The sequence below is a fragment of the Mesorhizobium sp. P2_D5 genome (genome assembly GCF_056404355.1).
In genome coordinates, this window is record NZ_JBFUEE010000001.1 from 1,457,320 (window position 1) to 1,470,599 (window position 13,280).

Below are 13,280 nucleotides of genomic sequence, written 5' to 3' on the forward strand. Positions count from 1 at the left end.
GGGGTGCGATCCGTTGGCAAGGGCGACGGCAGGCTTCCCTGATAGGTGCGCAACACCTATCTCTAATCAACGAGCAACGCGGGCGGCAGAAATTGGCGCAACGATCTGGAAGTGCTGATCTCCCACTGCATGGCGGTCGCGTGCCCAAATGGCTCGGTGATCGCATGACGCGCCTTGGCGCGGTGATGTGCGAGGCGATCATCCATCACTATGGTCGCACCGAATTGCTGCGCCGCCTGGCACACCCGTTCTGGTTCCAGTCTTTCGGCGCGGTGATGGGGATGGACTGGCATTCCTCCGGCATCACGACAAGCGTTGTCGGCGCCCTGAAACGCGGCCTGTCTCCACTCTCCGGCGAACTCGGTATCCATGTCTGTGGCGGACGTGGCGCCCATTCGCGCAAGACTCCGCACGAACTGACATTGATCGGCGAGCGCGTCGGTTTCGACGGGTCGGGCCTGGCCAAGGCCAGTCGGCTGGTCGCCAAGGTCGATAGCGCCGCCGTTCAGGACGGCTTCGACCTCTACCTTCATGGCTTCATCGTTACCGACGATGGCGACTGGGTCGTGGTGCAACAAGGCATGAACGGCGACAGCAAGGTGGCGCGTCGCTACCACTGGCTGTCCGAGGGGCTGACGAGCTTCGTCGAGCAGCCGCATGCCGCGATCGAAGGCGCCAATCAGGGCCAGATCGTCAATCTGACCGACCGGCGCGCCGATGCTTCGCGTCACGGCCAACTGGAGCTGTTGCGGGATCTGGGTCCCGATCGCATCGTGAAAGAGTTCGCCTTGCTGGAGCACGGCTCGCCACTCGCTCCCGCGCAGCCCCGGCTGCCGCATCTGATTATGCCGGCCCATCATGACGTCCGCGAAAGCGACGTCGTCATGCGCCGCCTGCACGGCAATATCGCTGCCGCCGTCGAGCGCGGGCCTGCCGATTTCTCGGAGCTGCTCTTGGTGCCAGGCGTCGGTGCCCGCACCGTGCGTGCGCTGGCGATGGTGGCCGAGGTCGTGCATGGAGCGCCATGCCGGTTCTCGGACCCCGGCCGGTTCTCGCTGGCGCATGGCGGCAAGGACAGACACCCATTCCCGGTGCCGCTGAAAGTCTATGACGAGACGATCGGCGTGCTGAAATCGGCCGTTCACAAGGCGAAGCTCGGCCGCACCGAGGAAATCGATGCATTGAGACGGCTGGACGACCAGTCACGCCAGGTCGAGTGCTATGTCACCGGTCCCAGCCTGAAGGAAATCGTGGCAGGCGAGTTCGACCAGTCGCACATGCTGGGCGGACGCAGTGTTTTCGGATGGGAACCACCGCCGCAAGCACAGGCAGTTCGATCCGGCACCGAGGAATGACGTCAGCCGAAGGCCCTATCCCTCGGCCCTGAAATTCTTTGCGAAGGCTCCAACAAATGCCGGAGCCTTCGCGGTTTACGGGATTTCAATAGAAACGGATCCAGTAGGATTGGCGGAAACATCTCCGGCGCGCCAGCGGCCTCGACGCCAGTAGCGACGGCAAACCACGCGCCATCCACGCCGCGGCCTCCATACACGCTGCCGCCTCCATCGATAGTACTGCACGGGTTCGACGTCATTCTGGCTATCAGGACCCGGCTCCACAAGGTCGTCTACCGGCTTGTCCAGCTCATCGAGAATGCCGTTCCCCCGTGCTCGGGGTGCCAGCCACCGCCCTAACCGGGCGAGCTACCGCGACCACGGCCGCAGCGCTCGCGAGGCGCCTAGATGCCGAGCTAAATCTGTTTAAAAACCCGAAGTCGGTGTTGGTCGAGGTTCGCGGTGGCAAGAAACTTGCCAGTTTGGCGATGAAGACTTCAGCGCCGCGCCCGCCAAAAGCGGTCGCGCCGGGGGTCGTCAGATGTCGGCGACTCCCGGTAAAGGCCAAAACCGATCTACATGGCTCTACTTCACGCCGATGCCGGCAGTCAGGCCGCCATCGATTTTGTAGTCCGCTCCGGTGCAGAACCCGGCTTTGGCCGAACACAGAAAGGCGATGAGTTCCGCCACTTCCTCCGGCTCGCCGATGCGCCCGATGGGATGCGCTTCGCCGAAGCGCTTGTAGGCGGCCTCGACATCGGCATCGGTGCCGTTTTCGCCGCGTGCCGCTTTTTCCAGGATCGGGGTGCGGATCGAGCCGGGGCTCACGGAGTTGACGCGGATGCCGGAGCGCGCGTAGTCGAGCGCCAGCGAGCGCGTCAGCGTATGGATCGCCCCCTTGGTCGTCGCATAGGCGGCGACATTCTGCTGGCAAGCGTGACCCTGCACCGAGGCCACGTTGACGATGGCTCCGCCGCCCCGCCGGATCATTTCCGGAATGCCGAAATGCGCGGTCAGGTAGATCGAGCCGACATTGACCGACATTGCCTTGTTCCAGGTCTCGAAATCGGTGCTGGTAGCTGTTCCGTATGGATGGACCGCCGCCGAATTGACGATGATATCGAGGCCGCCGAACCGCTCGACGCCGGCCGCGACCGCATCGCGAACCTGATCCGGCACAGAGACGTCGGTGTCTATGACCAGCACGCCTGGCCCGGAGCTTTCCAGTTGCGCTTGCATCGCCGCGTTGGCCGCGCGGTCGATGCCACAGGCGATGATCGCGGCACCACCTGCCGCCAGGCGTATAGCGCTTGCGAGGCCAATCCCGGTCGTACCCGTCACCAGAGCGACCTTGCCGTCGAAATCCTTCATTGCGGGTACTCCGTTATTTGCTGTGGCTCTTAATGCATGTCGCCCAAAAGTGGCCCCGGTTTTGGGGCAACGACATGCATAAAAACAAGGACCTAAAGCGCGTCGCCTGAATCCGCTCAAACGCGACGCGCTTTAGTTTGACACTCGTTGCGGTCCAACAATAGGTTGCCGTCCTCGCAGAAGGAAAGCGGTAATGGAACAATGCTGGCGCTGGTATGGACCGAACGACCCGGTGACGCTCGATCATGTCAGGCAGGCGGGCGCGACGGGCATCGTTTCGGCGTTGCACGACATTTATGACGGGCGCGCCTGGCCGCTTGAGAGCATTCTGGAGCGCAAGCAGATCATCGAGGCGGCAGGGCTGACCTGGTCGGTCGTCGAGAGCATTCCCGTCCACAATTCCTTCAAGATCGGTGCGCCGGAGCGCGAGCGCTACGCAGGCTACTATCGCGACACGATCCGCGCCCTTGCCAAGGCCGGCATCACAACGGTCTGTTACAATTTCATGCCCGTGGTCGATTGGACCCGCACCGATCTGGCCTATCGGCTTCCGACGACGGGCTACGCCCTGCGTTTCGATGCGATCGATTTCGCGGCCTACGACCTGTTCGTGCTGAAACGCAGGAATGCCGAGGCCGGCTACAGCGCCGCCCGCATTGCCGAGGCGGAAACGCGACTAAGGGAATTGAGCGACGAGCAGATCGACAGGATCGAGCGCAACCTCATCGCCGGCCTGCCGGCAACAGAGCGCAGCTACGACCGTGACAGTTTTCGCGAGGCCCTGGCGGACTACGATGCTATCGGTCCGAAGGAATTGCGCGACAACCTTTCCTGGTTCCTGCGCGAGATCATTCCGGTGGCCGAGCAGGAGGGGGTGCGCATGTGCATCCATCCTGACGATCCGCCCTTCTCGCTCTATGGCCTGCCGCGCATCGTTTCGACCGCCGCGGATGCGCGTTTTATTCTCAACGCCGTCGACAGCCCCGCCAATGGCCTGACATTCTGCACCGGTTCCTACGGGACGCGCGCCGACAACGACATCGTCGCCATGGTCAAGGAATTCGCCGACCGCATCCATTTCGCCCATTTGCGCAACATCACCATGGAGGAGGATGGCTCGTTCTATGAAGCCGAGCATCTCGAAGGTGGCACCGACATGGCGCATGTCATCCTCGCACTGATGCAGGAAGAGGCGCGACGCAGCAGGGAAGGTCGCGCCGACTGGCGCATCCCGATGCGCCCCGATCACGGCCACTTGCTTGCCGACGATATCGGCAAGACCAGGATCAATCCCGGCTACTCGTTGATCGGCCGGCTGAAAGGCCTCGCCGAACTGCGCGGCATCATGCGCGCCGTGGAGACTTTCGGGCTGGCTTGAAGTCATCAGGCAAACAGCCCGAGAAGGGATCCGGGCGCAACGGCCAACCTGCCCGGGCCTTCAGTTCATGCGGAAGTCCGCATAAACGTCTCCGATCTATGTCTCGTCGCAATATGCATGAAACATCCGTTGGGAATATTATTTTGCCCTCGGGCCACAATATGCAGCGCTGACTTTCTTCTGTTGGTGCCGAGATTGGGGTGCCCATTGCTTTGATCGGCTGCCCCTGCGTGGCACCTTGGATGCACGATCCACGCCTCGAGTGCTTGCCGATGGTCGCTTCTACTTCTCCTCGGCAAGGGCGGAGAAAAGAAGGAACCTGGCCATGCCCAGAATTGTGCCGGTACTCGATCTGAGCCGTCTCGAACAAGGAGCGTCCGAGCACCGCACATTTCTCCTGGACCTGCGTACGGCGGCCCGCGACGTCGGCTTCTTCTATCTTAGTGGTCACGGAATTTCGGCTTCGGAGACCGATGAAGTGCTCGATGCCTCGCGCCGGTTCTTCGCCTTGCCGGAGACCGACAAGCTGGCGATCGAAATGGTCAAGTCATCGCAGTTTCGCGGCTACACGCGCGCCGGCGGTGAACTGACCAGGGGCGCCGCCGACTGGCGTGAACAACTCGACATCGGCGTCGAGCGCCAGCCCATCCCGCAAGGGCCGGGAATTGCGCCTTGGACACGGCTGCAAGGACCGAACCAATGGCCCTCGGCATTGCCCGATCTCAAGCCGGCGCTGCTGGCATGGCAGACCAGGGCTACGGCTGTGGCGATCCGGCTGCTGAAAGCCTTCGCGTTGTCGCTCGATCAGCCCGAGGACGCCTTCGACGCGATCTACAGGGACTCGCCCAACCATCGCATGAAGATCGTGCGCTACCCCGGGCGCAACGCGACGGATGGCGACCAGGGTGTCGGCGCGCACAAGGATGGCGGCTTCCTGACGCTGCTGCTGCAGGACGACAACAAGGGGCTGCAGGTTGAATATGACGGCAGCTGGGTGAATGTGGACCCGCTCCCCGGAACGCTTGTCGTCAACATTGGTGAACTGCTCGAACTGGCGTCGAATGGGTATCTGCGCGCCACCGTTCACCGCGTCGTGACGCCGCCTGCCGGCGTCGAGCGGATTTCCGTTCCCTTCTTCTTCAGCGCGCGGCTGGATGCGACGATACCGCTGCTGAATTTGCCCGAGGAGCTGGCGGCCGAGGCACGCGGACCGGCAAGCGACCCGGACAACCCGTTGTTCCGCGATGTCGGCACCAATGTCCTGAAAAGCCGTCTGCGTTCGCATCCCGACGTGGCGCGCCGCCACTATGCCGACCTTCTCCAGACTGGAGCGGAACGCCTGTGAAGCCCAATGCATGTCGCCCAAAAGTGGCCCGGTTTTGCTCAATGCCGAACAGATTTTCGCCATTTTGCGTGTTCTTTGGAACGTCATTCGTCGCCAAGTCGCGGAAATAAGCTCAAAAAGGTAAAATCGTTCGGCGGTCTCCTCCCATTCCGCTGAGCGGTGTTCCCCTCTGAAGGTTTGAACCTTCTTTTGGCCGGGCCGCATTCGAGCCCGGCCATTTTTTGTGCTGCGGTCCTGGATCGCAAACGGAATTGCTGCAAAAACCCGGCGCGGCGCAACGGAATACCTTCCCGGGCTGAGCGGACCGGCCGATCCTAAAGATCAGGATTCGAGCGATGGCGCTCGACCATATTGATCGGTCGGAACGATTTCCATGACACAGAAACAATTGCGGCTTGGCGCTTTCATGCGCCCTGTCAGCCTGCACACAGGCGCCTGGCGCTATCCGGGCGCCTATCCCGACGCCAATTTCAATTTCGCGCATCTGAAGCGCTTCGCCCAGACCTTGGAGGCGGCGAAGTTCGACGCCTTCTTCATGGCCGACCATCTGGCCGTTCTCAACATGCCGATCGAGGCGCTGCGGCGCAGCCACACGGTTACGTCGTTCGAGCCGTTCACGCTGCTGTCGGCGCTGGCGTCCGTCACCGATCATATCGGGCTGGTCGCAACCGCATCGACGACGTTCGACGCGCCCTACCACATCGCCCGCCGCTTCGCTTCGCTGGACCATATCAGCGGCGGCCGCGCCGGCTGGAACATCGTCACCACATCCAACCCCGATGCGGCGCTCAACTTCGGCCTCGACGAACATGTCGAGCATGACGAGCGCTACCGGCGGGCGCGGGAATTCTATGATGTCGTGACCGGCCTGTGGGACAGCTTCGCTGACGATGCCTTCATCCGCGACGCTGAAAGCGGTCTCTATTTCGATCCTTCCAGATTGCATGTGCTCGATCACACGGGCAAGCATCTCTCGGTGCGCGGGCCGCTCAACATCGCCCGGCCAATCCAGGGCTGGCCGGTTATTGTCCAGGCCGGCGCGTCGGAGGCTGGGCGGCAACTGGCGGCAGAGACGGCGGAAGTCATTTTCGCCGCGCATGCCGATCTCGCCGCCGGGCAACGTTTCTTCGCCGACGTCAAAAGCCGTGCGGAGAAACTCGGCCGCTCGCGCGACGACATCAAGATCCTGCCCGGCGCCTTTGTCGTCGTCGGCGACAGCGTCGAGGACGCGCAGTCCAAGCGGGCGAAGCTCGACAGCCTCGTCTATTACGAGAGCGGCATTGCCTCGCTGTCGATCGCGATCGGGCATGACGCGTCCGGTTTTGATCCGGACGCGGCCTTGCCCGAAATCCCCGAAACCAATGCCAGCAAGAGCGGCCGAGAGCGTGTCATCGAACTGGCGCGCAAGGAGAACCTGACCGTCAGGCAGCTTGCCCAGAGGCTGGGTGGCTATTCCGGCCTTGCTTTCGTCGGTACACCTCAAACGATCGCAGACGAAATGGAGGAATGGCTGGTCACCGAGGGCTCCGACGGGTTCAACATCATGTTTCCCTATCTGCCCGCCGGGCTCGACGACTTTGTCGAGAAGGTCGTGCCCGAACTACAGCGACGGGGGATATTCAGGCGGCAGTACGAGGGAACGACATTGCGCGAGAATCTTGGCCTGAAGCGGCCGCCCAACCGGTTTTTCGAGTAGAGTGTCCTTGACAGCGAGGTCGTCCCCAAATGTCAGCCCAGACAAACACCCGCATCGTGCTTGCAGCGCGACCGCAAGGCCGGCCGAAGCCAGGCGATTTTCGTATCGAGACGGTTGAAATTGTCGAGCCGGCGGAGAACGAACTCCTCCTGCAGATCCTCTACCTGTCGCTTGATCCCTATATGCGCGGGCGGATGAACGACGCCAAATCCTATGCCAAGCCGGTCGAGATCGACGGCGTGATGGAAGGCGGCACCGTTGCGCGTGTCGTCAGATCCCGCCATGCCGGCTTCGCTGAAGGCGATGTCGTCCTGTCGCACTCGGGATGGCAGAGCTTTGCACTGTCCGACGGCGTCGGGCTGCGCAAGCTCGAACCCGCGGCGGCGCCCGTCACCACGGCACTCGGCGTTCTCGGCATGCCGGGCTTCACCGCCTATGCCGGCCTGCTCACGATCGGACAGCCAAAGCCTGGCGAGACGGTCGTCGTGGCGGCGGCCAGCGGCGCGGTCGGGTCAGCCGTTGGACAGATCGCCCGCATCAAGGGTGCGCGTGTCGTTGGCATGGCCGGCGGCGCTGACAAATGCGCTTTCGTGCGGCAGGAGCTCGGCTTCGATGCGGTCGTCGATCACCGTGCCGATGATTTTGCCGCGCGGCTGAAGGCGGCCTGCCCTGATGGCATCGACATCTATTTTGAGAATGTCGGCGGCCCTGTCTGGGATGCGGTGTTCCCCCTGTTGAACGATTTTGCCCGCGTGCCGGTCTGCGGGTTGATCGCGCAATACAATGTCATCGCGGAGTCCGGCATCGATAGGCTGCCGACGCTGATGCAGCAGGTGCTCCACCGCAGCCTGACGATCAGGGGGTTCATCCAGCGTGAATTCGTCGACCAGCGCCCGGCATTCTACCGCGACATGGCCGACTGGATAGCAACCGGCCGCGTTCGCTACCGGGAAGATATCGTGGATGGAATAGAGAACGCGCCGCGAGCTTTCCTTGGCCTTCTCGAAGGCAAGAATTTCGGCAAGCTCATCGTGCGGGTCGCCGGAAATCCCTGAGGGCTTTGCCCAAAGAGGATTTCCGGAATTTGAATCCAGAAATGGTCGCTCATTCCTTGCCCCGCATGGAGACTCTAATTGTTGGGGCTCCCATCGAGTTCGACGTTCTTGAAAGAGCCGTCCAATAGTCGAGCGCTTTCAACTGCTCGACGCCATCCAGCACCATGCTGCCTGCGACATAGACGATGACCGCAAGGCCGAGCCAGCCGATCCAGCGATGCCTGGCCAGCAGCGCCGCGACCAGGGTCGAGGCGATCGCCATCAGCACCACCGACAGGATGAGGCCAAAGACAAGCGCATCCATGTCGTCGCTGGCAGCACCTGCCACGGCGAGCACATTGTCCAACGACATCGAAACGTCGGCAACGACGATCTGCACGATCGCTGTGCGCAGCGCCTTGGCCGGTCGTGTCGCCGCAAGGAAAGCCACGGTCGGATCGGCGTCTGCATCGTCCCCGTCATCGGCATCGCCGGCGGATCGCAATTCCCCGAACATGTTCCAGCAGACCCAGAACAACAGCAGACCGCCGACCAGCATGATGCCTGGGATCGCCAGCAACTGCACGGCCACCACGGCAAAGACGATGCGGATGACAGCCGCAGCGGCGATGCCGGCGATGATCGCCTTCTGCCGCAGCGCCTTTGCCAGGCCCGCGGCCGCCATGCCGATCACCACGACATTGTCGCCCGACAGAACGAGATTGATGGTGATGACTTCCAGATAGGCTGTGATCGTCGCCTGATCGATCCCAAGGGACATCCGGTAAGCTTCCCTGTCGTTCGCAGTTTTCCGTGCCCTAGGCAGGACTCAGCAAGACGAGTGGATCCTACCATGCATATGGGGCTTCGCTTCCGGCAAGATAGGGGTGGCCCGTTGCCACCGCACCTCGTCCTGCGGCAGCGTCAATGGCGGCATGAACTCCAGCACATTATCGGCTTGGACGCAGCGGCGGCATTCGCTGCGCCGTTCTCGATGCGCATGATCCGGTCGTGTCTCGGTTTGAAGGCTCGCTGGTCGCGATCCGGGCCGAACTCTTATATACTTACCGCAAAGCATAGGGAGATTTCATTCCATATGCCGTCCAGACTGCCCGGATGCGCCGAGGCCGGGACCACGCGGATGGTATAGAGAGCGGTTGCCAAGAAATAACGGAGGTGTGGGCAATGGCTGAAGATATGCCCGTTCAACCAATTCGCCGCGAACTCCTGCTTGGAAGCTGGCGAATGACGTCTTGGATGACGAGAGACGTTTCGACCGGGGAGCGGCAGCCAGCTCTGGGTCAGGAACCTCATGGCATCGTCATCTATACACCTGAGCGCGTCATTTTCTTTATCCTTAGGAACAATCGCAATCGGCCGCAGCGTTTGCCGCCATCCGACGAAGAGAAGATTGCGTTGTTCGACTCGATGTTCGCCTATTCGGGCAGCTATACGGTTGAGTCAGATCGCGTTGTCCATCATGTCGACATGAGCTGGAATGAAGCATGGAGTGGCACGGAACAGGTGCGGTTCTGCAAAGTCGACGAACATACGCTGACTTACACCTCGCCCCCCACCCAAAATCCGTTCGACGGGCGAGAGATTATTCACGAAGTGACCTATGTGCGAGAGAAATGACCCTGGGTCGATCTGCCTCTCAGGTCTCGGCATCGACCGCATCGCAAGATTTCAAACTGAGACACTACCTGATGGCGAGCAGAGTCGACATTGCGTGAGGATGTCACTATATACCGGCGGCTTCGACCCGCGCGCCTCAGGGCAGCGCCGCCGAAGCGACTGTAAATGTGTTACGGATTGCGCCATCTATTGTGACGAAATCGGCTCGGAAACCGGAAAAAAGCAAATAGAAACAGTGGCGCAAAGCTGGGCGTGATCCCAGCCAACGGTACCGACCCCTCAGAAACAGAATGCTCTTGACCCCTCGATTTCCTTTGACGCTGTGGACCTTGGACAAGATCGGCTTGCCGGCTGGCGACGACTCGGTTCGTATGGGACCATGCATCCTTTGCGGGGTGTCGGCGTTTATGATTACCAACCGGCTTTGCCGCCAGGGAACAGCAGTATGAGTGAACACGCGATCGAGTTCTTGCGGGGATGGATAGGCGAAAAGGTCCACTGCCAGTCATCCCACGCCAGGATCGACAAGCAGGCCGAGACTCTGGCCAAGGAATGCGCTGCCAAGGCGGCAGAGGTCGGCATCCCTCTGGAGGATATCCAGGAAGAAGTCGGCGACATTCAGGAACTGATTGCCTCCCGGCTCGAGGAAGCGGCCGAGGCCGACGAGAACCAGCAGGCCCCCAGCAAAGCCGCAGAATAGCCGCTTAGAGCAATTCAAGGGTAACCGTCTGAACGCGGGCTATTCGGCCCGCGTCTTCGTATCAGTCATCCCCTCCGCCAAATTTCTCTTTCAGCCACACTTTCGGTAACGCCGGCACGAAATTGCCGTCGCGTCCGCTCATGTCGTCATTGGCGACCAAGGCGTTGAGGATCGATTCCTCCACGCTCTGGATCACCGCATCGAAAAACGGATCGATGTCGGTGTCGGGAACAAAATCGGCGCTGGCGATGCGGCCGGATGGTGCCAGCGCCGCGCTCGCATTGGCGGTTGAGAAGGCGATAAAGATGTCGCCTGAACTGTGATAGCCGAAGCCGCCGGTCATGGCGACGCCAAGCGGCACACGGCGGGCCAGCCGCTTCATCTGATGCGGCAGGAATGGTGCGTCGGTGGCGATGACGGCGATGATCGAGCCCTTTTCGGCACGCGGCGTGCCCTGCCGGATCGCCGGCTCGGCAAGCTCTGGCCCTGCGCGCAGGCCGCGAACCGTAAAATTGTGCCGCTTGCCGAAATTCGACTGCACGAAGGCGCCGACCGTGTAGGCACGGCCGTGCCAGTCGACGATGCGCGACGCGGTCCCGGATCCGGCCTTGAAGCCGAAGGTGATCATGCCGGTGCCGCCGCCGACGCTGCCTTCCTCGATCGGTCCGCTGGCCGCACCGTCAAGTGCCTGCGCAACATGCTTTGACGTCAAATGGTGGCCGTTGATGTCGTTGAGGAAGCCATCATAGGTCTCCGCCGCCACCGGCAGGCCCCAGGCGCTGTCGAGTGCCGCCGGCAGTACGCTTTGCATCCAGCGCAGCGTGCCATCGCGTGAAACACCGCAGGAATGCGTGTTGGTGATGGTGATCGGAAAGTTGAACGCGCCGGTTTCCTCGACGATGTGCGAGCCGGTCAGTTCGCCATTGCCGTTCTGGCTGAAGATGCCGGCAAAGACCGGCGTGGCAAGATCGGCACGCGGCCGGGGCAGGATCGCGGTGACGCCGGTACGCACCGGTCCCTGGCCGACGACGAGCGCGCCATCGCCTGAAATCAGCGTCGTGTAACCGACGGCGACGCCCGGCACATCGGTGATCGCGTTGAACGGACCGGGTGTGCCGTCGAAACCGATGCCGAAACGCCGCGCGCGCGGCTTGCCGGAAGGCGTTGCCAGATGGTTCGGATTGTCGGTCATGATCTCAGAACAGCGATCCCTGATTGCCGGGCTCTTTGGCCTTGGCCGCCGGCTTGGCCACGGCTTTCGGCCTTGCCGTGCCGCTGGTGGCAATCGCATCGGCGGTGCCGTCGGCGAACTCCAGCGAGAGCGCCATTCCCGACGCCACTTCGGCCGCGTGTTTGATCACCGTTCCGTCGGCGTCCTTCACCAGGGCGAAGCCGCGCGCCAGGACGGCTTTGTGCGAAAGCGTGGTTAACAGGCGATCGGCCTGGCTCAATTGTCCGCGCAGGCGCTCGAGCCGGACGGAGATCACCCGATCCTGTCGCCGCGCCAGTGCTGCCAGCGTGTCCCCTTGCAGCTTCTGGCGCCGCGCGATCGGGGCCGGCGAAAGCCGCGTCGCGGTGCGCGAAAATCGTGCGCGACGCTCTCGCACGATGGCAAAAAATGCCGCTTGCGCGCGGGCGAGATCGCGGCCGGTCAGCGTGCGGGCTTCATTCATGCGCCGCGACAGCGTGGCCGGCGTCAGCCTTTGGCCTTGAAGCCGCGCCCGCTTGCGGTCGACGCTGACGGACAGCGCCCGGCCAAGGCGGCTTGTCGCCTCGTCGAGGCGGCGGCGCGGCAGCGCCAGCAATTGATCGGGCGAGGGGAGCGCGCGGGCGGCCGCACGGGCGGCCTGCCGCTTGCGCTCGAAATTGCGCAAGACCGCCGCCTTGAGCCGCGCGCCAAGGCTGGCAAGCGTCGCTTCGAGGTCGGCCTTCACCGGCACCGCAATTTCGGCGGCACCTGTCGGTGTCGGGGCGCGGCGATCCGCGACGAGGTCGATCAGCGTCCAGTCGGTCTCGTGGCCGACAGCCGAGATCACCGGAATGGCGGAAGCGGCAACGGCACGCGCCAGCGCCTCGTCGTTGAAGCCCCAAAGGTCTTCGAGGCTGCCGCCGCCGCGCGCCACGATCAGCAGATCGGGGCGCTGGATGGCACCGTCCCAGGCCAGCGCGTTGAAGCCATTGACCGCGGCGGTCACTTCCGCGCCCGCCGTCTCGCCCTGCACGCGCACCGGCCAGACCAGCACATGCAATGGAAACCGGTCCTTGATGCGATGAATGATGTCGCGGATGACGGAACCTGTCGGCGAGGTGACGACGCCGATGACGCGCGGCATGAACGGCAGCAGCCGCTTGCGGCCGGGGTCGAACAGGCCCTCGGCCTGCAGCCGGCGCTTGCGCTCTTCCAGCAGCGCCATCAGGGCGCCGGCGCCGGCTGGCTCCAGATTGTCGATGACGATCTGGTAGTTGGATTTGCCGGGATAGGTGGTGAGCTTGCCGGTGGCGATTACCTCCATCCCCTCCTCGGGGCGGAATTTCAGCCGGCTCATCGTGCCCTTCCACACCACGGCGTCGAGCCGTGCGCGGTCGTCCTTCAGCGCAAAATAGGCATGACCGGACGAATGCGGCCCGCGATAGCCGGATATTTCGCCACGCACCCGCACATTGCCGAACACGTCCTCGACCGTGCGCTTCAGCGCGCCGGAAATCTCGCTCACCGTGTATTCGGTGGCGTTGGTGCGTGATTCGGATGCTGCCTCGCTCATTGGCCGATTGGGGAACGGTTGA

11 protein-coding genes are annotated in these 13,280 nt (G+C 62.6%); 7 read left to right on the top strand and 4 right to left on the bottom strand.

The window, feature by feature from the left end; all coding sequences use genetic code 11:
- Window positions 1–92 precede the first annotated feature (92 nt).
- A complete protein-coding gene (locus AC1DYW_RS06770) occupies window positions 93–1,355 on the top strand; it encodes a DUF763 domain-containing protein (RefSeq protein ID WP_477225515.1) in 1,263 nt (420 codons plus the stop codon).
- A gap of 564 nt (window positions 1,356–1,919) precedes the next feature.
- Here the strand turns inward: AC1DYW_RS06770 and AC1DYW_RS06775 are convergent.
- Window positions 1,920–2,705, bottom strand: coding sequence for an SDR family NAD(P)-dependent oxidoreductase (locus tag AC1DYW_RS06775; protein ID WP_457154361.1), 786 nt, complete (start codon window positions 2,703–2,705; stop codon window positions 1,920–1,922).
- Window positions 2,706–2,898: 193 nt separating this feature from the next.
- Between AC1DYW_RS06775 and uxuA the strand changes: the two genes are divergently transcribed.
- The 4 genes from uxuA (at window position 2,899) to AC1DYW_RS06795 (ending at window position 8,179) form a co-directional block, all read left to right on the top strand.
- On the top strand, window positions 2,899–4,083 hold the full coding sequence (gene uxuA / locus AC1DYW_RS06780; RefSeq protein WP_477225516.1) for a mannonate dehydratase: 1,185 nt from the start codon (window positions 2,899–2,901) through the stop codon (window positions 4,081–4,083).
- 325 nt (window positions 4,084–4,408) lie between these two features.
- Window positions 4,409–5,428 (top strand): isopenicillin N synthase family dioxygenase, encoded by a 1,020-nt coding sequence (locus AC1DYW_RS06785; RefSeq protein ID WP_477225517.1) that lies wholly within the window; start codon window positions 4,409–4,411, stop codon window positions 5,426–5,428.
- 373 nt (window positions 5,429–5,801) lie between these two features.
- A complete protein-coding gene (locus AC1DYW_RS06790; RefSeq protein ID WP_477225518.1) occupies window positions 5,802–7,124 on the top strand; it encodes an LLM class flavin-dependent oxidoreductase in 1,323 nt (440 codons plus the stop codon).
- Window positions 7,125–7,153: 29 nt separating this feature from the next.
- Entirely contained in the window at window positions 7,154–8,179 is a 1,026-nt protein-coding gene (locus AC1DYW_RS06795) for an NADP-dependent oxidoreductase (RefSeq protein WP_477225519.1), read from the top strand.
- A 49-nt stretch (window positions 8,180–8,228) separates the two neighbouring features.
- On the opposite strand, the gene AC1DYW_RS06800 is transcribed toward AC1DYW_RS06795, so the two are convergent.
- The gene (locus AC1DYW_RS06800; RefSeq protein ID WP_477225520.1) at window positions 8,229–8,939 is read right to left on the bottom strand and encodes a YjbE family putative metal transport protein; all 711 of its coding nucleotides are present in this window, start codon (window positions 8,937–8,939) and stop codon (window positions 8,229–8,231) included.
- A gap of 404 nt (window positions 8,940–9,343) precedes the next feature.
- On the opposite strand from AC1DYW_RS06800, the gene AC1DYW_RS06805 reads away from it, so the two are divergent.
- On the top strand, window positions 9,344–9,796 hold the full coding sequence (locus tag AC1DYW_RS06805; RefSeq protein ID WP_457154309.1) for a lipocalin-like domain-containing protein: 453 nt from the start codon (window positions 9,344–9,346) through the stop codon (window positions 9,794–9,796).
- Between the two features lie 445 nt (window positions 9,797–10,241).
- Window positions 10,242–10,496 (top strand): hypothetical protein, encoded by a 255-nt coding sequence (locus AC1DYW_RS06810; RefSeq protein WP_477225521.1) that lies wholly within the window; start codon window positions 10,242–10,244, stop codon window positions 10,494–10,496.
- A gap of 61 nt (window positions 10,497–10,557) precedes the next feature.
- Here AC1DYW_RS06810 and AC1DYW_RS06815 read toward each other — a convergent pair whose 3' ends face one another.
- Both AC1DYW_RS06815 and xseA read right to left on the bottom strand, forming a co-directional pair.
- Window positions 10,558–11,688: a DmpA family aminopeptidase gene (locus AC1DYW_RS06815; protein WP_477225522.1), complete on the bottom strand. Its 1,131-nt coding sequence runs from the start codon at window positions 11,686–11,688 to the stop codon at window positions 10,558–10,560.
- A 4-nt stretch (window positions 11,689–11,692) separates the two neighbouring features.
- Window positions 11,693–13,258 (bottom strand): exodeoxyribonuclease VII large subunit, encoded by a 1,566-nt coding sequence (gene xseA / locus AC1DYW_RS06820; protein WP_477225523.1) that lies wholly within the window; start codon window positions 13,256–13,258, stop codon window positions 11,693–11,695.
- Window positions 13,259–13,280: the final 22 nt, after the last annotated feature.

What these genes read in the sequence shown, in the direction of transcription:
- AC1DYW_RS06775 (WP_457154361.1), bottom strand. Translation starts at nt 2,705, where the DNA reads ATGAAGGATTTCGACGGCAAGGTCGCTCTGGTGACGGGTACGACCGGG.
- uxuA (WP_477225516.1), top strand. Translation starts at nt 2,899, where the DNA reads ATGGAACAATGCTGGCGCTGGTATGGACCGAACGACCCGGTGACGCTC.
- AC1DYW_RS06785 (WP_477225517.1), top strand. Translation starts at nt 4,409, where the DNA reads ATGCCCAGAATTGTGCCGGTACTCGATCTGAGCCGTCTCGAACAAGGA.
- AC1DYW_RS06790 (WP_477225518.1), top strand. Translation starts at nt 5,802, where the DNA reads ATGACACAGAAACAATTGCGGCTTGGCGCTTTCATGCGCCCTGTCAGC.
- AC1DYW_RS06795 (WP_477225519.1), top strand. Translation starts at nt 7,154, where the DNA reads ATGTCAGCCCAGACAAACACCCGCATCGTGCTTGCAGCGCGACCGCAA.
- AC1DYW_RS06800 (WP_477225520.1), bottom strand. Translation starts at nt 8,939, where the DNA reads ATGTCCCTTGGGATCGATCAGGCGACGATCACAGCCTATCTGGAAGTC.
- AC1DYW_RS06805 (WP_457154309.1), top strand. Translation starts at nt 9,344, where the DNA reads ATGGCTGAAGATATGCCCGTTCAACCAATTCGCCGCGAACTCCTGCTT.
- AC1DYW_RS06810 (WP_477225521.1), top strand. Translation starts at nt 10,242, where the DNA reads ATGAGTGAACACGCGATCGAGTTCTTGCGGGGATGGATAGGCGAAAAG.
- AC1DYW_RS06815 (WP_477225522.1), bottom strand. Translation starts at nt 11,688, where the DNA reads ATGACCGACAATCCGAACCATCTGGCAACGCCTTCCGGCAAGCCGCGC.
- xseA (WP_477225523.1), bottom strand. Translation starts at nt 13,258, where the DNA reads ATGAGCGAGGCAGCATCCGAATCACGCACCAACGCCACCGAATACACG.